23 protein-coding genes are annotated in these 23,988 nt (G+C 64.7%); 9 read left to right on the top strand and 14 right to left on the bottom strand.

What is annotated here, in order from left to right:
• Positions 1-41: 41 nt before the first annotated feature.
• Entirely contained in the window at positions 42-1,787 is a 1,746-nt protein-coding gene (gene leuA / locus LB577_RS32040) for a 2-isopropylmalate synthase (protein ID WP_224690418.1), read from the bottom strand.
• Positions 1,788-2,212: 425 nt separating this feature from the next.
• Between leuA and LB577_RS32035 the strand changes: the two genes are divergently transcribed.
• From LB577_RS32035 to LB577_RS32025, 3 genes are read left to right on the top strand one after another with little or no spacing between them, the layout of a single operon-like run.
• Positions 2,213-3,379 (top strand): ATP-grasp domain-containing protein, encoded by a 1,167-nt coding sequence (locus LB577_RS32035; RefSeq protein ID WP_224690417.1) that lies wholly within the window; start codon positions 2,213-2,215, stop codon positions 3,377-3,379.
• Positions 3,380-3,382: 3 nt separating this feature from the next.
• Complete coding sequence (locus LB577_RS32030; protein ID WP_224690416.1) at positions 3,383-4,159, top strand: esterase family protein; 777 nt, start codon at positions 3,383-3,385, stop codon at positions 4,157-4,159.
• Positions 4,159-4,473: a nuclear transport factor 2 family protein gene (locus LB577_RS32025; RefSeq protein WP_224690415.1), complete on the top strand. Its 315-nt coding sequence runs from the start codon at positions 4,159-4,161 to the stop codon at positions 4,471-4,473. The genes LB577_RS32030 and LB577_RS32025 overlap by 1 nt, the downstream gene beginning before the upstream one ends.
• Positions 4,474-4,483: 10 nt before the next feature.
• On the opposite strand, the gene LB577_RS32020 is transcribed toward LB577_RS32025, so the two are convergent.
• Entirely contained in the window at positions 4,484-6,013 is a 1,530-nt protein-coding gene (locus LB577_RS32020) for an MFS transporter (protein ID WP_224690414.1), read from the bottom strand.
• Positions 6,014-6,160: 147 nt separating this feature from the next.
• Between LB577_RS32020 and LB577_RS32015 the strand changes: the two genes are divergently transcribed.
• The gene (locus tag LB577_RS32015) at positions 6,161-7,048 is read left to right on the top strand and encodes a LysR family transcriptional regulator (RefSeq protein ID WP_224690413.1); all 888 of its coding nucleotides are present in this window, start codon (positions 6,161-6,163) and stop codon (positions 7,046-7,048) included.
• Positions 7,049-7,212: 164 nt separating this feature from the next.
• On the top strand, positions 7,213-8,292 hold the full coding sequence (locus LB577_RS32010) for a siderophore-interacting protein (RefSeq protein WP_224690411.1): 1,080 nt from the start codon (positions 7,213-7,215) through the stop codon (positions 8,290-8,292).
• A 205-nt stretch (positions 8,293-8,497) separates the two neighbouring features.
• On the opposite strand, the gene LB577_RS32005 is transcribed toward LB577_RS32010, so the two are convergent.
• The 5 genes from LB577_RS32005 to LB577_RS31985 all read right to left on the bottom strand — a co-directional run bounded on the left by LB577_RS32005 (position 8,498) and on the right by LB577_RS31985 (position 11,598).
• Positions 8,498-9,598, bottom strand: coding sequence for an AbrB family transcriptional regulator (locus tag LB577_RS32005; protein ID WP_224690409.1), 1,101 nt, complete (start codon positions 9,596-9,598; stop codon positions 8,498-8,500).
• A 58-nt stretch (positions 9,599-9,656) separates the two neighbouring features.
• Positions 9,657-9,902, bottom strand: a complete 246-nt coding sequence (locus LB577_RS32000; protein WP_224690407.1) for a type II toxin-antitoxin system Phd/YefM family antitoxin — start codon at positions 9,900-9,902, stop codon at positions 9,657-9,659.
• Positions 9,903-9,940: 38 nt separating this feature from the next.
• Positions 9,941-10,249, bottom strand: a complete 309-nt coding sequence (locus LB577_RS31995; protein WP_023779474.1) for a putative quinol monooxygenase — start codon at positions 10,247-10,249, stop codon at positions 9,941-9,943.
• 64 nt (positions 10,250-10,313) lie between these two features.
• Positions 10,314-11,096, bottom strand: coding sequence for an SDR family NAD(P)-dependent oxidoreductase (locus LB577_RS31990; protein ID WP_224690405.1), 783 nt, complete (start codon positions 11,094-11,096; stop codon positions 10,314-10,316).
• A 64-nt stretch (positions 11,097-11,160) separates the two neighbouring features.
• The gene (locus tag LB577_RS31985; RefSeq protein ID WP_013893412.1) at positions 11,161-11,598 is read right to left on the bottom strand and encodes a DsrE family protein; all 438 of its coding nucleotides are present in this window, start codon (positions 11,596-11,598) and stop codon (positions 11,161-11,163) included.
• Between the two features lie 96 nt (positions 11,599-11,694).
• On the opposite strand from LB577_RS31985, the gene LB577_RS31980 reads away from it, so the two are divergent.
• The gene (locus tag LB577_RS31980; protein WP_224690404.1) at positions 11,695-12,798 is read left to right on the top strand and encodes a hypothetical protein; all 1,104 of its coding nucleotides are present in this window, start codon (positions 11,695-11,697) and stop codon (positions 12,796-12,798) included.
• A 153-nt stretch (positions 12,799-12,951) separates the two neighbouring features.
• Here the strand turns inward: LB577_RS31980 and LB577_RS31975 are convergent, their stop codons facing one another.
• A complete protein-coding gene (locus LB577_RS31975; protein ID WP_224690403.1) occupies positions 12,952-13,899 on the bottom strand; it encodes a cation diffusion facilitator family transporter in 948 nt (315 codons plus the stop codon).
• A gap of 5 nt (positions 13,900-13,904) precedes the next feature.
• Positions 13,905-16,094: an anthranilate synthase gene (locus LB577_RS31970; protein WP_224690402.1), complete on the bottom strand. Its 2,190-nt coding sequence runs from the start codon at positions 16,092-16,094 to the stop codon at positions 13,905-13,907.
• Between the two features lie 320 nt (positions 16,095-16,414).
• On the opposite strand from LB577_RS31970, the gene LB577_RS31965 reads away from it, so the two are divergent.
• Positions 16,415-17,185 carry an isocitrate lyase/phosphoenolpyruvate mutase family protein gene (locus LB577_RS31965; protein ID WP_224690401.1) on the top strand — a complete coding sequence of 257 codons (771 nt, stop codon included), beginning with the start codon at positions 16,415-16,417 and terminating at the stop codon, positions 17,183-17,185.
• Between the two features lies 1 nt (position 17,186).
• Here the strand turns inward: LB577_RS31965 and LB577_RS31960 are convergent, their stop codons facing one another.
• The 4 genes from LB577_RS31960 to LB577_RS31945 form a co-directional block, all read right to left on the bottom strand.
• Entirely contained in the window at positions 17,187-18,242 is a 1,056-nt protein-coding gene (locus LB577_RS31960) for a succinylglutamate desuccinylase/aspartoacylase family protein (RefSeq protein ID WP_224690400.1), read from the bottom strand.
• Between the two features lie 72 nt (positions 18,243-18,314).
• On the bottom strand, positions 18,315-19,484 hold the full coding sequence (locus LB577_RS31955) for an MFS transporter (protein ID WP_224690399.1): 1,170 nt from the start codon (positions 19,482-19,484) through the stop codon (positions 18,315-18,317).
• A gap of 148 nt (positions 19,485-19,632) precedes the next feature.
• Complete coding sequence (locus LB577_RS31950) at positions 19,633-21,009, bottom strand: FAD-containing oxidoreductase (protein ID WP_224690398.1); 1,377 nt, start codon at positions 21,007-21,009, stop codon at positions 19,633-19,635.
• Positions 21,006-21,467, bottom strand: a complete 462-nt coding sequence (locus LB577_RS31945; RefSeq protein ID WP_224690397.1) for a DUF4126 domain-containing protein — start codon at positions 21,465-21,467, stop codon at positions 21,006-21,008. The genes LB577_RS31950 and LB577_RS31945 overlap by 4 nt, the downstream gene beginning before the upstream one ends.
• A 140-nt stretch (positions 21,468-21,607) precedes the next feature.
• On the opposite strand from LB577_RS31945, the gene LB577_RS31940 reads away from it, so the two are divergent.
• Entirely contained in the window at positions 21,608-22,165 is a 558-nt protein-coding gene (locus tag LB577_RS31940; protein ID WP_224690395.1) for a sugar O-acetyltransferase, read from the top strand.
• Between the two features lie 18 nt (positions 22,166-22,183).
• Here the strand turns inward: LB577_RS31940 and LB577_RS31935 are convergent, their stop codons facing one another.
• The gene (locus LB577_RS31935; protein WP_224690392.1) at positions 22,184-23,173 is read right to left on the bottom strand and encodes a GlxA family transcriptional regulator; all 990 of its coding nucleotides are present in this window, start codon (positions 23,171-23,173) and stop codon (positions 22,184-22,186) included.
• 130 nt (positions 23,174-23,303) lie between these two features.
• Between LB577_RS31935 and LB577_RS31930 the strand changes: the two genes are divergently transcribed.
• Positions 23,304-23,948 carry a cysteine hydrolase family protein gene (locus LB577_RS31930; RefSeq protein WP_224690391.1) on the top strand — a complete coding sequence of 215 codons (645 nt, stop codon included), beginning with the start codon at positions 23,304-23,306 and terminating at the stop codon, positions 23,946-23,948.
• Positions 23,949-23,988 lie beyond the last annotated feature (40 nt).

Genomic DNA, 23,988 nt, shown 5'->3' with positions numbered 1-23,988 from the left:
CCCGCCCCCCCCCCCCCCCCCCCCCCCACGACCGGTAGGGATTACCGCGCCTTGCGGCCCACGATACGGTTGGCGGCGGAAGTCACGGCTTCCAGCGAGGCGGCGACGATGTTGGTGTTGATGCCGGCGCCGAACAGCTTTCCGCCTGGATATTCCATCTCGACATAGGAAATGGCGGAGGCGTTCGAGCCGCGCTGCATCGAGTGCTCGGAATAGTCGAGCACCGACATCTCGACGCCGACATGCCGCGACAGCGCATCGACGAAGCCGTCGATCGGGCCGGTGCCAGTGCCTGATATCGTCGTTTCCTTGCCGTTGTCGAGGATGACAGCCTCGACCACGCGCCGCCCCTTGACCTCGGTGTCGGGGTAGGTGTGGTGATCGAGGAATTTCAAGCGTGCGCCCGGCTGGTCGACATAGGCCTCGAGGAACCGCTCATGGATGCGCTTGGCCGGCACCTCCTTGCCTTCCGCGTCGGTGATCGCCTGGATCGCCTGGCTGAACTCGATCTGCAGATTGCGCGGCAGGTTGAGGCCGTAATCGGCCTGCAGCACGTAGGCGATGCCGCCCTTGCCCGACTGCGAGTTGATGCGGATGATCGCCTCGTAGCTGCGGCCGACATCGGCCGGATCGATCGGCAGGTAGGGCACTTCCCACAGCGGCGTGTTGGCCTTCTTCAAGGCCTTCATGCCCTTGTTGATGGCATCCTGATGCGAACCGGAGAAGGCCGTGTAGACGAGTTCGCCGACATAGGGGTGGCGCTCGGGAATCTTCAGCTGGTTCGAATATTCGTAGACATCCTTCATCCGGTTGATGTCGGAGCAGTCGATGCCGGGATCGACGCCTTGCGTGTACATGTTGAGCGCCAGCGTGACGATGTCGACATTGCCGGTGCGCTCGCCATTGCCGAACAGCGTGCCTTCGACGCGGTCGGCGCCGGCCATCAGGCCGAGCTCGGTGGTGGCGATGCCGGTGCCGCGGTCATTGTGCGGATGCAGCGATATGATCAGGTTCTCCCTGTTGTCGAGATTGCGGCACATCCATTCGATGCGGTCGGCATAGATGTTGGGCGTCGACATCTCGACCGTCGACGGCAGGTTGATGATCAGCTTGTTGTCGGCCGTCGGCCTGACGATCTCGGTGACGGCGTTGCAGATATCCAATGCCACGTCGAGCTCGGTGCCGGTGAAGCTCTCTGGCGAATATTCGAAACGGAAACCGCCACCGGCCTTGGCGGCCATGTCGGTGATCATCTTGGCCGCGTCGGTGGCGATGCGCTTGATGCCGCCGACATCCTTCTCGAAGACGACGCGGCGCTGCAATTCACTGGTCGAATTGTAGAAATGCACGATCGGGTTGGTGGCGCCCTTCAGCGCTTCGAAGGTGCGGGTGATCAGCTCGGGCCGGCACTGCACCAGCACCTGCAGCGATACGTCGGCTGGGACATTGCCTTCCTCGATGCACCAGCGGGCGAAGTCGAAATCGGTCTGCGAGGCCGAGGGGAAGCCGATCTCGATCTCCTTGAAGCCCATGTCGAGCAGCAGGCCGAACATGCGCGCCTTGCGCTCATGGCCCATCGGATCGATCAGCGCCTGGTTGCCGTCGCGCAGGTCGACCGAACACCAGATCGGCGCCTTGTCGATGACTTTCGAAGGCCAGGTCCGGTCGGTGAGGCCAACGGTTGGATAGGGTTGATATTTGCGGGCCGCGTCGGGCATGCCCCGGGCCGGTTCCGCATCCTTGCCGGCTGCAGCGGCATCAGGGCGGATTTGTTCTCGTGCGTTCATCGTCGTTTCTCCCGGCGGCCTCGGATCCGTCCTGGACGGATTGATGGCGAGTGGCGCCTTTACCAGATTTTCGTTCGCTTGATGTGATTGCCAATTTTGAGACTGGCCAAGGAGCGTGCGCTTGCGCGGCGGTTCGACCGCCGGGCGCTCCTTCAGCGAACCCGGCGATCGCCGATAAGGCCGAGAAGAAGCAGGGTCGATGCCAGCGCGCGCACGGTCTCGCCGGCAAAGCCGGTCGGACGGGAAGCGGTGGTGGCGCGCGTGTTCATGGCGGTTCTCTTACAGGAGCGGCTTGTGAGAGGCAAGCGGGGTGGGACCCGGTTGAATGCCATACTAATGCGGATGCTCTTCCCCGCGCGCTGCAAATACGCCAGACTTGAGCGCCGGCGGGGCTGCGGTGCCCTTTCGCCGGGAGGGGACTGGCCATGAATTTCGTGTTCTTCTCGCCGCATTTTCCAGCCAACGGCGCCGATTTCTGCGACCGGCTGAAAAAGGCCGGCGCGACGGTGCTCGGCATCGGCGACGCACCCTATGAAGCGTTGGACGGCAAGCTGAAGGCGTCGCTCTCCGAATATTACCGGGTCGCCGACATGGAGGACTACGATCCGGTGTTCCGGGCGATGGGGCATTTCATCCACAAATGGGGCCGCATCGACCGTTTCGAGTCGCTCAACGAGCATTGGCTGGAACTCGAAGCCAACATCCGCACCGACTTCAACGTCTACGGCACCAAGCTCGATTTCGTGAAGAACCTGAAACGCAAGAGCCGCATGCGCGCCTTCTTCCGCAAGAGCGGCGTCGAGACGATCGCGCAGCGCAAATGCTCCGACCGCGCCGGCGCCATGACCTTCATCCGCCGGGTCGGCTATCCCGTGGTGGTGAAGCCGGATTCGGGATCCGGCGCCTCGAACACCTTCAAGATCTCCAACACGGGAGAGCTCGACCAATTCTTCAGGGACAAGCCCGAGGGTGTAACCTTCGTCATGGAGCAGTTCATCGAGGGGCTGGTGGTGACCTATGATGGCCTGGTCAATCGCGACGGCGAGGTAGTGCTGGCCGCCAGTCACCGCTACGACCAGAGCGTCATGGAGGTGGTCAACAAGGACCGCCACATGAGCTACATCTGTTTCCCCCGGATCCGGCCCGTTGTCGAGGAGGCGGGCCGCAAGATCCTGAAGGCGTTCGACGTGCGCGAGCGCTTCTTTCACATCGAGCTGTTCGAGACCAGGGACGACCGGATCATCGCGCTGGAGGTCAACATGCGGCCGCCCGGCGCCTGGATGACCGACGCGATCAACTATACGTTCGATATCGACGTCTATGCGGCATGGGCCGACATGGTGGTCAAGGACGCCGCCGGCGGCCCTTATGAGGGCAAGTATTTCACTGCCTATGCCAGCCGCAAGCGCCGCCTCCGCTATTTGCACAGCCATGAGGACGTGCTAGCCGCGCATGGCGACAAGATCGTCCACCATCAGGCCATAGAAGAGGTTTTCAGCCGCGCCATGGGAAACTACGCCTATCAGATGCGGTCGAAGGATCAGGCTGCGCTGCGCGAAGCGGTCGCCTATATCCACGCGGAAAAGGCGTGAGGGATGGACATCTCCTATCACAAGGCCTTCGCCCGCAATCTCGGCCGCGACATGGAGTACAAGCGCTACGGCCATGCGGGCCGGCCGGTCGTGGTGTTCCCGACCTCGCAGGGGCGGTTCTACCAGTTCGAGGATTCCGGCGGGGTGGGCGCGCTGGCCGAGTTCATCGACACCGGCCGCATCCAGTTGTTCGCGGTCGACGGTATCGATTCGGAATCCTTCTTCGACAAGCATCACGATGCCGCGCACCGCATCGCCCGGCACGAGGCCTATTTCCGCTATCTGCGCGACGAGGCGCTGCCGGAGTTCCTCGCCACGGCCTCGGCAGCCAATGGCGGGCGCAAACTGAAGCCGCTGTTTTCGGGCTGTTCGATGGGCGGCTACCATTCCTCGAACTTCGTCTTCCGTTTTCCCGAACTCGCCAGCGGCGTCATCTCCCTGTCGGGCGTCTATTCGGCCCGCGACTTCTTCGGCAAAGCACTCGACGGCGACATCTTCTACAACTCGCCGCTCGACTATCTGCCCGGCATCGTCGATCCAAAACTGCTGGCCCGGCTCAAGTCGCTCAGGCTGATCTTCTGCTGCGGGCAAGGTGCCTGGGAAGAACGCATGCTGGTCGAGACGCGCCAGCTGGAACAAATCCTGCGCGACAAATCGATTCCCGCATGGGTCGATTATTGGGGCGGCGATGTCAGCCATGACTGGCCATGGTGGCACAAGCAACTGGTCTATTTCTTCGGCCGATGGCTGGATGAGGATCTGATGCACAGGCTCGATTGATGACCACGCCCGATCCCATCCGCCGCTTCGTCGAGGCCACCAATGCAGGTGATACGGAAGCCTTTCTCGACACCTTTTCCGACGATGCGTTGCTGAGCGACTGGGGGCGGGACTTTCATGGCCGCGAACAGATCGCGCGCTGGAACCAGTCGGACAATATCGGCGTGAAGTCCAATCTCCGGATTGTCCGCATCGCAGCGGCGGAACGCACTTATCGCGTTCGCATCGCCGTCACGGGCGACGGCTTCAACGGCGAAGGCGACATGACCTTCACGCTGGACGGCGATCGCATCGCGAGCCTGGTCATCGCCTGAGATCCGCAGCCTACCCTTCCTGGCATGCCGGCACAGGCACGGCCTCATGTTCCACCGTCGATCCGCGACGCAGGCCGAGGAACACGACAAGGGCGGTGACGATGGTGATTGCCGCCAGCACGATCAGCAGCCTGTCGAATGCCGCTTCGTAAGCCCCGACCAGGATGGCGGCGCTGTCCGTAGGCAGATGTTGCGCACTTGCACCGACATTGCCGGTCACCAGCAGCTGCGCCGCGGCGGCCGTATCCGTGGACACTCCCTGAGCGGCCAGCTGTGCCGCGGTGAAGCCGGACAGTGTCGCCATGACGATTGCCACCGCCACGCCCTCGCAGGCGACGCGCGTGGTGTTGAAGATGCCGACCGCCATGCCGGCGCGCTCCCTCGGCACGACGCTGACGGCAAGCCCGTCCATCAGGCCCCACGGCAAGGCAATGCCGACGCCGATCAGCACCAGCGGCGCCACCAGCGCGATGTCGACCGGTGGTGTCAGGCTCAGCCAGACGAGGCCGGCGGCGGTGACGAGCAGACCGACGCCGCAGATCGTGGCCGGCGCGATCCAGCGCGCCAGCTGGCCGGCAAGCAAAGGCAGGATCAGCAACGGTCCCGAGAGGCAGATCATCAATTGCCCGGCCTTGATCTCGCTCATCCCTTCGATGCCGATGAAGCGGATCGGCAGAAGCACGAGCAGAACGACAAAGCCATAGGCAGGTGCCGCGGCCAGGAACTGGACGCCGACGAAGCGAGGAAAGCGAAACAGAGTGAGATCGAGCATCGGTCGCGGCACGCGCTGCTCAACCATGACGAAGACGGCAAAGAAGACAAGCGCCGCTGCAAGCACCGCGATGACGAGGGGATTGGCCCAGCCGCTCTGCGGCGCCTGCAACACGCCATAGGTCAACGAGGCCAGCGCGATAGTGAAGGTGCCGGCTCCAGCCCAGTCGAGCCCGGTCGCATCCGGGTCGCGCGAGTCCCTGATGGTGCGCAGGCCGAGGACCGCCGAGGCGATCGCGAGTGCCGCGACCAGAACAAAGATCGATCGCCAACCGAATGCGGAGATGAGCAGGCCGGAGGCGATTGGACCAAAGGCGAGACCGATGCCGAAGCTGGTGCCGAGGAAGGAGAAGGCGCGCAGCCGCAGCGGTCCCTCGAATTCCTGGGCAAGTGCCGAGGCGCCGCCGGCGAAGGCCAGGGAACTGCCGATCCCTTGCGCGGCCCTGAACATGTCGAACCAGGCGATGTCGGGCGCCAGCATCGCGCCAAGTGACGCCACGACATAGAGGCAGAGGCCAGCGAGGAAAATCCGCTTGCGGCCGTGATTGTCGGCCAGCGCTCCGGCCGCCATCAGGCTGGCGCCGAAAGTCAGCATGAAGGCGTTCGTCACCCAGTTGAGCGCGATCGGGCTGCCGCCGAGATCGGCCGCTATACGCGAGAGCGCGACCGCCGGGCCGGTGAAGGTCAAGGGCATCGTCATCGCGGCAAGGCATACCGACAAGAGCACCAGCCATCTCTCGGCCGAGCCGGTTGTGGTCTTCAGGGTCATGGATTTTCCTATCTGAAAAAGCATCCGCCAGCTTGCCGCGTGGGTCGCGCGCCGGTCGCAAGGACAAGATAGGCCTGCCGCCTTTCCAGAAAAATGGTATTGTATTTCCTGACATACCGGACTGAAACGCTCGAATGGAAGAATGCAATGGATCGCCTCAGTGGCCTCTTGGCCTTCGCCCGCACCGCCGAACTCGGCAGTTTCATCGCCGCCGGCCGCGCGCTCGGCATCTCGGCTTCCGCCGTCGGCAAGAGCGTCGCGCGGCTCGAACAGGAGCTCGGCGTGCGGCTCCTGCAGCGCAGCACGCGACGCGTCGGCCTGACGGAGGAGGGCAGACTGTTCGACGAACGGGTGCGGCGCATCCTGGACGACATTGACGATGCCGAGGCGATGCTGTCGCGGACACGCGAGACGCCACGCGGGCGGCTGCGTGTCTCGACCCCGATCGTCACCTACCATCTGCTGCTGCCGGTGCTGTCGGAGTTCATGGCCCGCTATCCCGAGATCGAGCTCGATATCGATTTCAACGATCGCGTCGTCGACGTCATCGAGGAGGGCATCGATGTTGCGATCAGAAGTGGCGAGCTGCCCGATTCACGGTTGGTATCGAGACCCGTTGCGCCGTTTCGCATGCTCTTGTGCGCCGCGCCCTCCTACCTTGATCGCCATGGCACCCCGAGCGTGCCGGCTGATCTGATCAGGCATTTCGGCATAAACTTCCGCTTTCTCAACAGCGGCAGGCTGCTGGACTGGCCGTTCACCACCGGTAGCGCCGAACCGCAGATCCGCTCGATGCTGACCTGCAACAACATGGAAGCCTTGAAGGGCGCCACGCTCGCCGGCCTCGGTATCGCCTGCATGCCCGATTTCCTGGTCCGCGAGGCGCTCCACGACAGCAAGCTGCGCATCGTGCTGGACGATCATGTCGACGGCCGTGGCCAGTTCCGGATGCTGTGGCCCTCCAATCGCCATCTGTCGCCAAAGGTGCGCGTTTTCGTCGATTTCCTTCCCGAACGCCTTGCAGCGCCGCGATAGGCCGGCCGGCATAAATCAGATCTCCGACGGCTCATCCTAAAATATGATTACTTAACTCAAGTTTCCTGTGGAAACGATGGCGGCGCTGTGGCATGCCCGGCGATGGCGACGAGGCCAAGATCTTTCGGCGGCTTCGTTTGAACCGCTATCGAAGGACTTGAACGATGGACCAGTTGAGTGCGCAGACCCGGATCAGCGATGAGGCGATGAGGTCGGCGATCGAGCGTCTTCGCACCGAGCACGGCGAATTCGAGATCGAGACCGGTGCCGCCGATCGATGGGAGCTTCGCCTCTATTACGGGTCGTTGAGCGCCACGCTCGACGGCAACGCCATGCTGGTCCGCGTCGCGGCGATGGACGAGACCTGCCTCTCCTACATGAAGATGACGGTCGCCGGCCATGTTGCCCAGCATCTCGGCACCACCAGCGGATTGCGTTGGGAAGGCGACGGCAGCGATGCCGGCACGCCGGTCTTCTTCCGCGAGATCACCGTGATGTCGTCGACGCGGATTTCGCCGCACATGCAGCGCCTGCGTTTCGCCGGCAAGGATCTCGGCCGTTTTACCCATGGCGGTCTGCACATGCGGCTGCTTTTGCCGCCGCGTGGCCGGCAGCCGGTCTGGCCCATGCTTGGCGCTGACGGCCTGCTTGTCTGGCCCTCCGGGGAGGACGCGCTGACCGTGCGCGTCTACACGATCCGGGCGATCGACGCCGCAAGCGGCTGGCTCGATGTCGACTTCGTGCTGCATCCCGGCCAGGACACGCCCGCCGCCGCCTTCGCGCAGAACGCACGGGCGGGAGACGTGATCGGCATGATCGGGCCCGGCGGCGGCGAGGCGCCGGAGGCGCAGGTGCTGCTTCTGGCCGGCGACGACACGGCGCTGCCCGCTATTGGCAGGATTCTGGAGCACCTGCCGCCGTCGACCCGCGCCGAGGCGCTCATCGAGGTCGATGGTCCGGATGACCGGATCGCGTTGCCGCAAGGCGAGAACATCGACATCACCTGGCTCTACCGGCACGGCCGCGAGGCCGGCACAGCCGGCCTGCTGCCAGGCGCTTTGCGGGAGCGCAGCCACGCCGCGCTTGTCGACGGGCTCCATGTCTGGGCCGGATGCGAATTCGCCGACTTCCGCGAGATCCGCAAGATCGTGCGCAAGGAGTGGGGCCTGTCGCGCGACAGACACCTGGTCACCGCCTATTGGCGCCGCGGCGCGCCGGGCGAAAATGGGGGCGGCGAGGAGTAGCGGCTGCTCCTCGCGCCGGGCGCTGATCTCAGAAACGATAGCGCAGGCTGGCGAACAGCGAGCGGCCTTCGTCACGGTAGCAATAGCCGGCCGAGCAGATGGTCTTGCGAGTGTCGAACAGGTTCTTGGCATTGACCTATCGCACAGCGGCAACGCCGGCTTGGATCCGGCCAGCCAAATTATGAGGTCTGGGAAGTGGTCCTGCCTAATCTCTGATCGACCGGGCCACCAGCCGCGCGACGCTTGGGCCGACCAGCAGCACGACGAGGAAACGTGCCGATTGCAGCGCCATGACGAAAGAGATGTCGACGTTCCGAGCGGCGGCGGCGATGATGGCGACGCTGTCCATGCCGCCCGGGCTGGTCGCCAGATAGGCGGTCAGCGGATCGATGCCAAGGAGATGGCTGATCAGGAAGGCGAGCCCGCCGCAAAAGGCGATCAGCGCCACGATCGAGGCGATGATCTGCGGCAGGGCGCGCGTTGCATGGCGCAGGATCGGCCGGGTGAAGTTCAATCCGATCGACCAGCCGACAATGGCGTAGCTGACGGCCAGCAGCCAGGGCGGCAATTGCATCTCCACGCCAAGGCCGAGATGGATGACGGTGCCGAAGATGAAGGTACCGAGGAAAAACGGCGAGGGCAGCCGGCACAATTTGCCCGCCAGCCCGCCGACGGTCGCGATGCCGATGGTAGCGGCGAAGGCTTGAGCATCGATCGGCGGAAACCAGACGATGGGCGGGATCTCGATGCCCGATGTGTCTACCCACATCTTGGCGACCAGAGCCGCCGTCACCGAAACGAAGATGACGCGCAGATACTGCATGAAGGCTACGAGGCGCTGGTCGGCGCCGAAGGCGCCCGCCATCAGCACCATGGCGGTGGCGGCGCCCGGCGAGGAGCCCCAGACGGCGGTGGTGCCGGGCAGGATGCGCCAGCGGCTGATCAGCCAGCCGAGCAGGCTGGAGGCCGCGACGGTCGCCACCACGACACCCAGGAACAGCGGCCATTCCCGGTAGAAGACGGGAAAGATGTCGGCCGAGATCGAAGCGGCGACGAGGCAGCCGACGATCGCCTGGGCGGAGCCGAACAGAAGGCGCGGTACGCGCACCGTGGCGCCGTTGGTGCCGGAGGCGATGGCCGCCAGCATCGGCCCGATCAGCAGCGCCGCCGGCAAAGCGGCGAGTTCGAGCGCGCCGGCAAACAGGGCCGAGATGGTGAGCAGGACCAGCCACTGCCAAGGCCCGCCCATGCGCGCCATGCGCTCGATGGCGGGCTGGTCCAGAGGTGGCTCGGTCGAGGAATCCATCTTTCGGTCTTAGACGCGAAGCGGGGTGATGCGAAGCCCGTCGCGCCGAAAAAGGAGCCTACGCGTTGGCGTCGAACTGTTGCTCGATCTGTCCGTCGCCCATGCGATCGAAGTCGTCGGGGACGGAAAACTGGCCAGCCATAAAACCGATCCGTCGCGCCTGAGCCGACGCTGGCTGGTTGATCGACACGACCTTGACCAATGGCTTGCCCGCCTTGGCTATGATGAATGGCTCACCTTTGGCGGCCCGGTCAACGAGACGTGAAAGACTGGCCTTCGCATTGTGGATGTTCACGATCTGCATTGCAGGTTGACCCGTTGGCACGGCACTTTCTGTTCTAGTCAGTCAGTCTTGCCGTCAGCCAACCCGAAGCCGCCAACCGGATGGGTCTCGACCTGGAACTCGAAGCCGGCGATGAAGGGCCGGGCCTTGGCGATGGCCGCCTGGACTTCGGGAAGCTGCAGCGAGGCCTTGTGGCTTTCGGCGTCGGTCCACACTTCGGTGACCCAGATCGCGTCGGCATCAGCGGGGTCGCGGGCGATGATATAGCTCAGGCAGCCGGGCAGGGCGCCGGTGCTGGCGCGCAGGACATCCATGACTGCATCGCGCTGGCCGCGCGCCGCCCGCATCTTGCCGATCAGTCCGTACATTCCGTTGTCTCCCCTTCAAAGTCTCCGACAATAGTATGCGGGCCGCCAGTATGCAGATAGCTGGTCACGGCATCAACTGGCCGCCATTCACCTCGATCACCTGGCCGGTGATGTAACCGCTCAACAGGTCCGATGAAAGGAACAGATAGGCGCCGACGCAGTCTTCGGCGGTGCCGGCGCGCCCTTGCGGAATGGTGGCGACCATGCCTTTCATCTGTTCGTCGGTCGAATAGCGCTCGTGGAAAGGCGTGAGAATGGTGCCGGGCGCCACGGCGTTGACGCGGATGCCGAAGCCGATCAGTTCCTTGGCCATGCCGCGCGTCACGTTGGAGACGAAGGCCTTGGCCGAGCCGTAGAGGCTGGCGCCGCCGCCCGCCCCGTTGCGCGCGGCGATCGACGAGGTGTTGACGATGAAGCCACCCTGCTTCTTCAGCCACGGCATCGCCTTGCGCGAGGCGGTCAGCACCGAACGCGCGTTGAGATCCATCACCGCGTCGTAATGGGCTTCGGTCTGCTCCGCATAGGGCACGCGGCCGAGCATGCCACCGGCATTGTTGACCAGCCCGTCGAGGCGGCCGAAATGTTGCGCGCTGTCCTCGACGACGCGTTCGACATCGGCGGCGACGGAGAAGTCACCCTGGACGAGGAACACCTCACCGCCATTGTCGGCAATGGTCTCGCCGAGCTTCTCGGCGGCGTCGCGGCTTGAATTGTAGTGCAGTGCCACCTTGGACTTCTGCGCGGCATAGGCCAGCGCCAGTGCGGCGCCGATGCCGGTCGAGGCACCGGTGACCAGCACCGCCTTGCCGGCGAGATCGGGGATGGTAAGCGCGGTCGTGCCTGGCACTACAGTTTCCTCCGGAGATTTTCATGAGACCAGCCGTTCGCGACCGTCCAGTCAAGACTGTGCACTATGGCCTGAGATAGGCATAGCCCTGGCTTTGCAGTTCGGCGAGCTTGACGACACCACCCTTGTCGGCGGCATGGAAGCCGGCGAGCAGGTCGGCCAGCGAAATGTCCATGCCGTGCATAGTGTTGGCGCAGGCATGCGGCTCCAGCCCCTGCTGTACCAGGCCGGCGAAGCGGCCGGAGACCGCCGCCGATATGCCCTTCGACTTGAAGCCGGCAAGGGCCGGGCCATGCACGACGAGCACGATGTCGACATTGCCGCCAGTGCCCTCATAGTGGTTCTTGATGTTGCCGAGCACGAAGTTGACCTTGTCCACATCGCTCAGGTGATAGGCGACCTTCAGCCTGGCGGGCTCGGTAGCCGCGGCCTGCACGGCCCGCAGGCCAAGAAGCGTTCCGGTTCCGGCAAGAACCGCGCGGAACATGTCGCGTCGGCGCATGGCATCCCTCCTCGGATTTCTCCGCGATTTGCGTGGCTCCAGCCGCAATACTAGCATAAATTGACGTTACGTCCTGTCGATGCGAGGAGGGGTCACATGACGTCCAGGGTAGGGCAATGGAAGACAATCGCCGGCGCCGGATTTGGCGCCGCGCTGCTCGGTTTGCTGGCAGGCACGGCCGCTGCCGACGATGCGCTCAAACTCGCCGAACTCAGTCCGAACGGGGCGGACGCCTGTTTCGGCCGGGTCTATGACGCGGCGCATATGAAGGCGTATCCGAAGCAGAAGGTGGCGCGGATCTTCTTCTACTATGGCCATGATCCGGTCAGCAGGCCGAACGAGGAACCGTCGGCGAATTCGGACACGTCCTACAATGGGTTCCTTACCACCACGGTGCGCGGCGCCAAGGCGCCGCAATGGGCCGGCGGCTGGTGCAATCACGGGTCCGAGGACGGCACATCAGGCCCGATCCATTGCGGCATGGATTGCGACCGCACGCTGGCGTCGCTGAAGGTCGACGACAAGGGCCGGTTGCTCCTGTCCGATCTGTCGTCCGATATCTATCTCGATGCGGATTCGGAAGAAGAACTCGGCGCGGCCGAATACGACAGGCAGGCGCTTGGCAAGGAGGACGACAATTTCCGCCTCGACCCAATGCCGGCCGCGACCTGCAAGGCGGAGTTCGCGCGCATCGATCCGATCGATCCGGCGCTCGGGGCGCCGTTGCGCGAGCGGCTGAAGCCCGACCAGGCCTTTTGCTACGGCCGCGACTACGACGCGTCGCATCTGGCCTCGCATCCCGGCCAGCTGACGCAATCGATCCGGGTTTTCCGCGGCCCGGTGGAACTGGCCGCCTACGCCTCCGGCGGTGACGTCGCCAATTGGCCCGACGGCGCCGATATTGCCGTCTCGGTCACGACGCGGCAGAAGTCGGGCAAGGTCACGCAGACCTATTCCTGCCAGGGCGAGGCCGACCAGTGGCGTTGTGCCGCGAGCTCGAAAATGAGCGATTTCTCCTGCGACATCGCGCAGAAGGAGATTTTCCTCAAGCGCGGTACCAACGGCATGATGATGCTGGCCAATCCCAACAGCAGCCTGGCGATCGTCGATCTCTGCTCGAAGGCGGCCGACGGCAAGACGCAATCCGATGACAAGGTCTACCGGCTGCAGCCAATGCCGCAATCAGCCTGCGCCCCGTGAGGCCTGCCGATATTCAGGTGATGCCGGCCTGCGAACGGCAGCTTCCTGCGCTTCCGGTGCTCACGTACTTAAGTACGCTCCGCTCCGGTTCTCGGAAGCCACCATTCTCGGCTCGGCCTGACCTGAATCTCGACAGGCCTCGCAAACTGCAGGCTATGCAAACGGCACAGCCGTCGTGCCTTTCGGCAGCTTGGCTTCATCGTCGGGCTCGACGTGGATGGTGACGCGCACCGAGGGGATTTCGGCCTTTAGCGCGTCCTCGATGCGGTCGCAGATGACGTGGCTGGCGCCGACCGACATGTCGGCGTCGACGACCAGGTGAAATTCGATGAAGGTGGCGCGTCCGGCGATGCGGGTCTTGAGGTCATGCACCTCCAGCGCACCCTTGCAGTTGCCCGAGATGATGTCGCGGATGCGCATGTGTTCCTGCGTGTCGACGGCGCGGTCCATCAGTCCGTTCATCGACGAGCCGATGACGTGCCAGCCCTGCCACAGGATGTTGAGCGCGACGATGACGGCGAGAGCCGGATCGAGAATATGCCAGCCGGTCAGGATCGCCCCGACCAGACCGCCGAAGACGCCGACGGAGGTGACCACATCGGTCACGATGTGATTGCCGTCGGCGACCAGCGCCGGCGACTTCTCGGCCCGGCCGACGCGGATCAGCGTCCAGGCCCAGAAGGCGTTGATGACGGTGGCGACGCCGTTGATGGCAAGACCTTTCCAGGGCTGCTCAAGTGGCGCCGGCGCCTGCCAGGAGCGCCAGACTTCGTTCAGGATCAGAAGGGCGGCGAGCACGATCAGCACGCCTTCGAGCACCGCGGAAAAGTATTCCGCCTTATGATGGCCGAACGGGTGATCCTGGTCGGCAGGCCTGTAGCTGATCTGGATCGCCCAGAAGGCGGCGGCCGAGGCGATGACGTTGACGATCGATTCCAGCGCATCCGAATAAAGCGCCACCGAACCGGTAACGTACCAGGCCGCGATTTTCAGGCCGAGCACGATCATGGCAATGATGATCGACCAGAAGGCAAGGTTGGCGACCTTGCGCTTCGCCGCGGCCTTGGCCGCGATCGCCACCGTGTTCTCGGCTTCGGCCATTGAGTTCAGGCTGCCTTTTCCTTGGCCTTGCGCGGCAAATGGGCAACGATGTTTTCGATGATGCGCATGCCGGCATTGTGGCCGAGCGTCATGATCGATTCCGGGTGGAACTGGACAGCGGCGATGGGCTCCTTGCGGTGCTCGAAGGCCATGATGACGCCGTCCTCGGTCTCGGCCGTGACGATGAAGTCATCGGGCAGCCGCACCGGATCGGCGAAGATCGAGTGGTAACGGCCGACGGTGACTTCCTTGGGCAGGCCGGAAAAGATGATGCCCGGCTTGGAGACGCGGATGCGCGACGGCTTGCCGTGCATGGGAATATGCAACTGCCTGAGTTCCCCGCCATAAGCCTCCGCCAGCGCCTGCAAGCCAAGGCAGACGCCGAAGATCGGCAGCTCGCGGGCACGAGCTCGTGCGATGGTGGCGGCGCAGTCGAAATCCTTCGGCGTGCCGGGGCCGGGCGACAGCACGACAAGGTCGGGCTTCAGCCGGTCGAAGACTTCCTCCGGCACCGGCGTGCGCACGGTCGAGACATTGGCGCCGGTCTGCCGGAAATAGTTGGCGAGCGTATGGACGAAGGAGTCCTCGTGGTCGACGAGCAGGATGTTGACGCCATCGCCGACGCGCGCGGTGGTGCGCTCGGTGCTGGCGGAGTTGCCTGCCTTGGCGTCGCGGATGGCGGAGAGCATGGCGGATGCCTTCAGTTCGGTTTCGGCTTCTTCTTCCTCGGGAATGCTGTCGAAAAGCAGCGTGGCGCCGGCGCGCACCTCGGCGATGCAGTCCTTGATGCGGATGGTGCGCAGCGTCAGGCCGGTGTTCATGTCGCCGTTGAAATTGACCATGCCGATCGCGCCGCCATACCAGGCGCGCGGGCTCTTCTCGTTCTGCTCGATGAAGCGCATGGCCCACAGTTTGGGCGCGCCGGTGACGGTGACCGCCCAGGCGTGCGAGAGAAACGCGTCGAAGGCGTCCATGCCTTCGCGCAGGCGGCCCTCGATGTGATCGACGGTGTGGATCAGGCGCGAATACATCTCGATCTGGCGGCGGCCGATGACGCGCACCGAACCCGGCTCGCAGACCCGCGACTTGTCGTTGCGGTCGACGTCCGAGCACATTGTGAGCTCGGATTCGTCCTTCTTCGAGTTGAGCAGTTTCAGGATCTGCTCGCTGTCCGAAATGGCGTCGTCACCGCGCTTGATGGTGCCCGAGATCGGGCAAGTTTCGACGCGGCGGCCGTTGACGCGAACGAACATTTCGGGCGAGGCGCCGATCAGGTATTCGCCTTCGCCGAGATTGATGAAGAAGGAATAGGGCGAGGGGTTGATCGACTTCAACTTGCGCGAAATCTCCGAGGGCTGCGTCTCGCAGCGCTCGTAGAACATCTGGCCGGGCACGACTTCGAACAGGTCGCCGCGCTTGAACGAGTCCATCGCGCGGCGCACCAGATTGGCGTATTCGCCGGGCTCATGATCACCGCGCGGCGGGATGCGGTCGGCGGTCTTGAACGGCTCGGCGATTTCGTCGCGCGGCAGGCCCTCGGTGGAAAAACCCTCGCCCGAATAGTCGTAGCGGTCGGTCCAGGCCTTGGCCGAATAATGGTCGACGACCAGGATCTCGTCGGGCAGGAACAGCACGAGGTCGCGCTGGCTGGGTTTGCGCTCGAGCTTGTAGTCGACCGGATCGAACTGGAAGGCGAGGTCGTAGCCGAAGGCGCCGTAGAGGCCGAGATTGGCATCTTCGGCGGTCTTGAACAAAGCGGTGATGGCGCGCAGCACGGTGAACACCGAGGGAACGCGGCTGCGCTCTTCCTCGGTGAAGACCCGGCCGGGCTTGGCGACGTCGAGGCGGATGAGTTTCTTCGAAGTTTCGGCGATCGTCACCTCGGAAAGGTCGCCGAGCGTCTTACCGATGACCGGCAACAGCGCCTCGCCGCGGCCGTTCAGCGCCTCGATGCGCATGGCGCGGCCGCGCGCCGAGATCACCAGCGGCGGATCGATGATGGCGGTGTCCCAGCGCGTGTAGCGGCCGGGATATTCATAATTCGAGGAGAACACCGCGCCCCGGCGCGAATTCAAGCCATCGACATAGCTGTCGATGGCACCCGCATAGGGCCTGTCGTGACGCTCGCGGGTGATGGTGATGCCACCCGCGGTCACGAAGCTTTCAGCGCCGTTTTCCAGAACCTTCATCGTCATTGCCGTCTCCATCAGCTTGTTGGGGCAACGGACCCGGGACTGGCTTTGGAAAAACAAATGGCCGCCCGGACATTCCGTTGCGGCCACCCTCTCTTTCACGCACGCGCGTTCGAACAGGCCGCTGTCAGCAGGCCCACCACCAAATGGTCTTGGTCGAACGCATGTTCATGGCGAAATCCATAGCGGCGAAAAACCGGATACGCAACTGATTTGAAAAGTCTGTTCGGTGGCCGCCGCTTCTCAGGCCCATGGCACATCGCCACAGCCGGTAGCCCTGCCTAAACTGCGTGTCCAACATCGAGAAGACGGGATAGACATCAATGACCCAGCAGATCGAGCGCGCGCGAACGTTCCATTCCCTTCACGTCAAAGGCAATCCGGTCGTTCTCTACAATGCCTGGGATCCGGGTTCGGCCAAGATCGTCGAGAAAGCCGGCGCCAAGGCCATCGCCACCGGAAGCTGGCCGGTCGCTGCCGCCTTTGGCTACGCCGATGGCGAGAAGATTCCGCTGGAACTGGCGCTCGACAACATCAAGCGCATCGTGGCGGCGGTCGACCTGCCGGTGACCATGGACCTCGAGGGCGGCTATGGCGTCGAGCCGGAGGTCGTCGCCCAAACGGTGACGCGTGCCTTGCAGGCCGGCGCCATCGGCTTCAATTTCGAGGACCAGATTGTCGGCGGCAGCGGGCTGCACGACATTGCCGTGCAGGTGAAGCGGGTCGAGGCGGCTGCAGCGGCCGTCAAGGCCTCCGGCATCCCGGCCTTCCTCAACGCCCGCACCGACGTCTTCCTCAAGGCGAAGCCCGATGCGCATGACAGGGCCCTGCTCGACCAGGCGATCGAGCGCGCGCATGCCTATGAACAAGCCGGGGCAAGCGGCTTCTTTGCGCCGGGCCTTGGTGACGAAGGGCTGATCGAGGCGCTGTGCAAGGCCACGACGCTGCCGGTCAACATCATCGCGCTGGCGCATGTGCCGCCACGGCAGCGGCTGGCTGAACTCGGCGTCGCCCGCATCAGCCATGGTCCCGTGCCTTACCGGCTGATGGCTGAGTGGCTGGAGGCGAAGGCGCGACAGGCGATCTCGGGGTAGTTTAGTCCTCCAGCGTGCCCGACCTCGCATCGGCGCTCTTCCTGTCACCGACCAGTTTCAGCAAATCCTCGCCGGCGCGGATAATGCGGCGCGAGCGGCGGGTCAGGATGAGGCCGTCCTGCGGCGCGAACACTTCCGTGCGGCCATCGGCTTCGCCCGGTGCATGGACGATGGTGGCCAGCGGCGCGCCCCGCGCGACGCGGTCGCCGGGCTTCACGTCATAGAGGACAGCGCCAGGCCGGGGCGCCGGCATCATGTCGATGTTTTCCAACGGCGCGACGACACCCTTGAACGGACCGGGCGCCGGCAGGGCGCCGTCTGCGATCACGCCGCGTGCCACCAGCAGCCGGTAAAGGCCTTCGGCATCGGCGGCGGCGAACGCACCATCGACATCGAGGATGCCGCGATATTCGACCGTTGTGGCGACGCGGCGGTCGAGCTTCGACACCTCGGCGGGAACGTTCTGGTAGGGCATGATCGAGGCGCCCTCGAAAGTGCCGTCGGTGTCTTCACTCCACAGCACCACCGCGTCGATGCCCATGGCCGCGGCGCAATCGGCCATGGCTGGCCACAGGCTGGTGTGGATGTAGAGATAGGCCAGGCCTTCGTCGTCGCAATGCAGGTCAAGCACGATGTCGTTGCCGAGCGACAGCTGCACCAGGCGTGACTTCAACCGTTGGTCGGCGCCACCGAACGTGGTGTCGGGCAAAAGCTTGGCATCAGGTGCCGCAAGCAACGGAAAGCCTCTGTTGAAGTTGGTGCGGGTGCCCAGATGGAAGCGGCCCTGATGCTCGCCGAAATGATACTGGGCGCGGCCGATCGGGTTGGCCCACGGCACGATGGTGATGTTGCCCTTGATGCGGCCTTCGGCTTCGGCCTTGGCGAGCATCGGCATCAAGGCATCGATGGCGACGACGCCCGGCAACTCACCGGCATGGAGTGCCGCCTGCAAATAGGCCGAGGGCGCCGCCTTGTCGGCGCCGGCGAAGCGGAACACCGGGAATTCGTAGGAAACGCCATCGCTGTCGCCGGCGATGCGTTCGATCGATTTCTGCATGACTCTCTCCTTCGGCAGGCGGAGAGACATGCCCTGCGGCGAGGCCATTGTCGATTGGTCCAATTTGTCGCGCTACTCGGCGGGTTGTGCGACGGGGATCCGCCGGTCCAGGGCCTGTGACAGCACCGCGACGGTGACCGCCAGCAAAGCGAGCACCGCGCCGACCAGGGGCAGGTGGGCATAGGAAACGCCAGCCGAAAGGGCCACGCCGCCGATCCATGCCCCGCCGGCGTTGCCGACATTGAAGGCGCCCTGGTTGAGCGTGGCGGCAAGGTTCGGTCCCTCGGAAGCCGCCTCGACGACGCGGATCTGCAGCGGCGGCACGACGACGAAGACCAGCAGGCCCCACAGGAAGACGACGCCGACGGCGACGCTTGGGATCGCGCCGAACTGCATGAAGCCGACGAACAGGACCGCCATCAAAAGCAGCGTGCCGATGACTGTCGGCATCAGCTTCCAGTCGGCCAGCCGGCCGCCGATGACGTTGCCGATGGTCATGCCGGCGCCGAACAGCAAGAGCACCCAGGTGACCGCCGAGGTCGACAGGCCGGAAACGTCGGTGAGATAGGGCTTGATGTAGGTGAAGACGGCGAACAGGCTGGCCGAGGCCAGCGAGGCGATCAGCATCGCCAGCCAGACCTGCAACTTGCCCAGCACGCGCAGTTCGCCACGCAGGCCGCCGCCGCTCGGCTCAGCGACATCGGACGGCACCAGCCAGGCGATGGCGGCGACCGAGATCAGGCCGATGCCGACCACGGCGAGGAAGGTGGAGCGCCAGCCGAAAGCTTCGCCAAGCGCCGTGCCGGCCGGAACGCCCAGAATGTTGGACAGCGTCAGCCCGGCGAACATCAGCGCGATGGCGCTGGCGCGCTTGTTGCGTGGCACCAGGCTCGCCGCGACGACCGAGCCGATGCCGAAGAAGGCGCCGTGGCCGAAGGCGGTGAAGACGCGCGCGGCCATCAGCAGCCAGTAGTTGGGCGCGATGGCGCAGAACAGATTGCCAACCACAAACAGGGCGGCCAGCCCGACCAGCACCGGCTTGCGTGGCAGATGCGCCGTGGCCATGGCGACGATCGGCGCGCCGAAGACGACGCCCAGAGCATAGCCGGTGACCAGCAGGCCGGCGGCGGGGATCGTCACGCCGAGGTCGGCGGCGACCTCCGGCAGCAGCCCCATGATGACGAATTCGGTGGTGCCGATGCAGAAGGACGCAATGGCAAGCGCAAGGATCGGCAAAGGCATGGGGCGTCCAGACTGAATCGGTTCAATTTTAGACTGCGCGAGGATCCATGCCGGGCGCAACATACATCGCTGCAATGCAGCAATGCAGAAAGGATGGAGCAGATCCTCAACGGGCTGCCGAGGCATCGGACCGGAAGCCGGATAGGTTTCAGGCCAGCGGCTTCAGCTCCTGCGCGATGGTGGGAAGCAGTTCCGAGACGGTCGGATGGATGTGCATGGCGCGCGCCAGCGTGTCGACGGGCGCCTTGGCGTACATCAGGTCGAGCACGCAATGCACCGCCTCGTCGCCGCCAGGACCGAGCACCGAACAGCCGAGGATTTCCCTGGTGTCGGCATCGACAAGGATCTTCATGAAGCCTTGCGTCTCGCCCTTTTCGACGGCGCGTCCGACGCGCGTCATCGGCCGTTGGCCGACCAGCGCCCGGCGGCCGGATTTCCTGACCGCGGCCTCCGTCATGCCGCAGCGGCCGAGCGGCGGGTCGATGTAGAGCGCGTAGGCCTCGACGCGGTCGCTGACCTTGCGCGGATCGTCGTCGAGCAAATTGGCGGCGACGATCTCATAATCGTTGTAGGAGGTGTGGGTGAAGGCGCCCTTGCCGTTGCAGTCGCCCATCGCCCAGATGCCCGGCACGTTGGTGCGCAACTGATCGTCGACGGTGACGAAGCCGCGTTTGTCGACTTCCACGCCGGCCTTGTCGAGGCCGAGGTCATCGGTGTTGGGGGTGCGGCCGAGCGCCAGCAGCACGTGGGAGCCGACAGCCGGCGGCTTGCCGGCGGAGAAGCTTACGGCAATGTCGTCGCCCTGCCTGGCAAAGCCGATGTCGCCGGCGCCGAGATGAACCGCGATGTCTTCATTTTCGAGAATCGACAGGATGGCTGCGGAGACGTCCTCGTCCTCGCGGCCGGTCAGGCGTGGGCTTTTTTCGATGACGGTGACTTCCGAGCCGAAGCGGCGGAACATCTGCGCGAATTCGAGCGAGATGTAGCTGCCGCCGACAACGATCAGGTGGCGCGGCAGCACGTCCAAATCCATCATCGTGGAATTGGTCAGGTAATCGATATCGTGGACGCCGGGCAGATCGGGCACCGAAGCGCGGCCGCCGGTGTTGAGGAAGATCTTTTCGGCGGTCAGCAGCTCGTCGCCGACGCGCACTGTGTTGGCGGTCTCGAAGCGTGCGTGGCCGCGATAGAGGGTGCAGCCCTTCATGCCCGTGATCCATGTCTCCAGATTGGTGCGGGCGTCGATCGTAACCTTGTCCTTGCGCGCCTTGATCACCTTGTAGTCGACCCCGACGGGGCCTGAGAGCGTCACGCCATAATCGGCGGCGCGCCTGGCGAGATGCGCGGCATAGGCGCTGGCGACCATGGTCTTGGTCGGCATGCAGCCGGTGTTGACGCAGGTGCCGCCGACCAGCTTGCGCTCGATCAGCGCCACGCTCATGCCGGCAGCCGTCAGCCGGCCGGCCAATGGCGACCCCGCCTGGCCGGCGCCGATGATGATGGCGTCGAAAGTCTTGGCCGTCATGCCATCGCCGCCACGATCAGCAGGCCGCCGATGATCGCCACCGCGTCCTCGATGAAGGCGGCGGGCGGATCCTTGCCGAAAGCCGCCGCCAGCCGGCCGCGCGCCTCGGCGCCGCCCAGCGTGCCGATAACCGCGCCGATGGCCCCGGCGATCAGGCCGCCGATGGTGGCGCCGCCAGTTGCGCCGATCACCGCGCCAGTGAAGGCGCCCATGACGATGCGGGCGCCGAACTGCTGCGGCACCTTGCGGCTGGGCGTCGACGGCAGCTGGTCGGTGACCAGCTCGACGATGGCCAGGATGGTGAAGATGCCGACGGCGGCCCAGTGGCTCATGAAGCTCGCCCAGGTGCCGGCAACCGGCAGCCAGCCGAGCCAGGCGCCCCAGGCGACGGCGGCCGGCGCGGTCATGGCGCGCAGGCCGGCAATAACGCCGATCAACAGTGCGAGAACGTAAAGCATGGTAGATCCCCTCGATCCCCGGGCCAGGACAGCCCTCAGAAGGCAGGCTACCATAGGTCCGATATTTGGCCAGTACTTGCGTCGGAGCTTTTCTGCCGGCCGCGATTGTGCTTTGCAATGACGTCGACTGGAGACCCTTCATGGCTGATAGCGAGCGCACAAGGATGGCCGCCGGCCAATGGTACACCTGCCTCGATGACGAATTGGAGGCGCTGCGCGCCACGGCGCGCGACGCCGTGTTCGAGCATAATACGCTGCCGCCCCGCCAGCGCGGCAATCTCGGGCCGAGCCTAAAGGCGCTGCTCGGCGCCGCTGGCACTGGCGCCCGCATCGAGGCGCCGTTCCACTGCGCCTACGGCTTCAACATCTTTCTCGGCGACAATGTTTTTCTCAACGCCGGCTGCACCATCCTGGACACGGCGCCGGTGCGCATCGGCAAGGGAACGCTGCTCGGCCCCAATGTCCAGATCTACTGCGCCGAGCACCACAGGCAAGCGGCGGGACGGCAGGCGGGACTGGAGATCGCCAGGCCGGTCGAGATCGGCGCAAATGCGTGGATCGGCGGCAGCGCGGTGATCCTTGGCGGCGTCAGCATTGGCGAGGGCGCCATTGTCGGCGCCGGCGCGGTGGTGACGCGTGACGTGCCAGCCGACACTACGGTGGTCGGCAATCCGGCGCAGGCGGTCAAGCGGGGGTGAGGGGGCTGCCGCAGGCGATCAACGCGACAACGCCGCGCGCTCGTCCTGCTCGCCTCGCCTGGAAAACTCGCGCCGGTATTGCGCCGGCGATGTCCTCAGTCTCGCGGCAAAATGCTGGCGCAACGAGGTGGCGCTGCCGAAGCCGGCTTCGAAGGCGACGATATCCATCGATTTCTCCGTCGTTTCCAGCAGCCGCTGCGCGAGTTCTATCCGCTGGCTGGTCAGCCAATCGCCAAAACTGGTGCCGATCGACTTCTGGAAACGGCGGGTGAAGGTGCGCCGGGTCAGGCCGGCGGCTTCGGCGACGCCGTCGAGGCTATGTGCCTCGCCGAGCGTGGCGCACACCGCGTCAAGCGCCTGGGTGAAGCGGTCGGCGTCAGCGCTTTTTGCCACAGGGCGCTCGATGAATTGCGCCTGCCCGCCCTGCCGGTGCGGGGAAAGGACGATCTGGCGGGCGAGCCGCAGTGCCGCTTCCGCGCCGTAGCGGGCGCGCACGATGTGGAGACAGCAGTCGAGGCCGGCCGCGACACCGGCCGAGGTTACGACGTCGCCATTGTCGACATAGAGCACAGTGGCATCGACCGCGATGTCTGGATGGAGTTCCTGCAGCCGCTCGGAGTAGGCCCAGTGCGTCGCGGCGCGGCGACCTGAAAGCAGTCCAGCCGCGGCAATGGCAAAGGTTCCGAGACACAGTCCGACAATCAATGCGCCATGCTCGTGCGCTCTGCGCATCGCCTCCATCAACACTGGCGCTGGCGGCTCGCCGAGATGATGCCAGCTTGGAATGATGACGATATCGGCGCCGTCGAGCCCTTCGAGCCCATGCGGTGCGGCAACCGTCAGTCCGGCTTCGGTGTGGACCGGGCCGGCCTTGACCGCGCAGATGCGGAACTCGAAGCGCGGCAGCCCAAGCGCCGTCCTGTCCTCGCCGAACACCAGGCATGGCACGGAGAGATGGAATGGGCTGATGCCGTCGAAAGCTAGGACGGCAATGATCGGGTCGGTCATGGGGCTTCCAGCAAAGTGATTGCGGATTGTCCCAATTCTTTCGAACGATGTCAATCGGGACACTTTTGGTCGCTTGGGGATATGCCTATTTTCGGGCCCATCGCATTTCAAGCCGGAAAGGAAAACACCCGTGTCTGACCCAGTCAAAACCGCACCGCGCCGCGCTCTCATCGTCATCGACGTCCAGAACGACTATGATGGCGGCAATCTCGCCATCCAGCATCCGCCGTTCCGCGACAGCGTCGTCAACGTGGCGCGGGCCATGGATGCGGCCACTGCTGCTGGCGTCAAGGTAGTGGTCATCAAGCAGATGGCACCCGAGACATCGCCAGTTTTCGCCAAGGGCAGCCATGGCGCCGAACTGCATCCGGAGATCGCCAGGCGCGGCCGCGACCACTATATCGAAAAGAACCTGCCTTCCGCCTTCACCGGCACCGACCTCGAGGATTGGCTGCGCGCCAACGCCATCGATACGCTCACGGTGGTCGGCTACATGACGCACAATTGCGATCTGTCGACCATCATCCACGCCGTGCATATGGGCTTTGCGGTCGAATTCCTGTCCGACGCCACCGGCTCGCTACCCTATGCCAACAGCGCCGGCTATGCCTCGGCGGAGGAGATTCACCGCGTGGTCACGATCATCCTGCAGTCGCGCTTCGCGGCGGTGCTGAAGACCGCCGAGTGGGTGGAGTGCCTGAAGACCGGCGCCTTGCCGGAGCGCGATACGATCTACGCCTCCAACCAGCGGGCGCTGGCGCGCAACGCGGCGTAGCAAGATCCGCAAACAGGAGGGGGGGGGGGGGCGGGGGCGG

This window comes from Mesorhizobium sp. B283B1A (genome assembly GCF_020165735.1).
In the GTDB taxonomy this organism is placed as follows: domain Bacteria; phylum Pseudomonadota; class Alphaproteobacteria; order Rhizobiales; family Rhizobiaceae; genus Mesorhizobium; species Mesorhizobium opportunistum.
The sequence above is the reverse complement of the archived record's forward strand: the minus strand, read 5'-3'. Positions and strand labels throughout refer to the sequence as shown.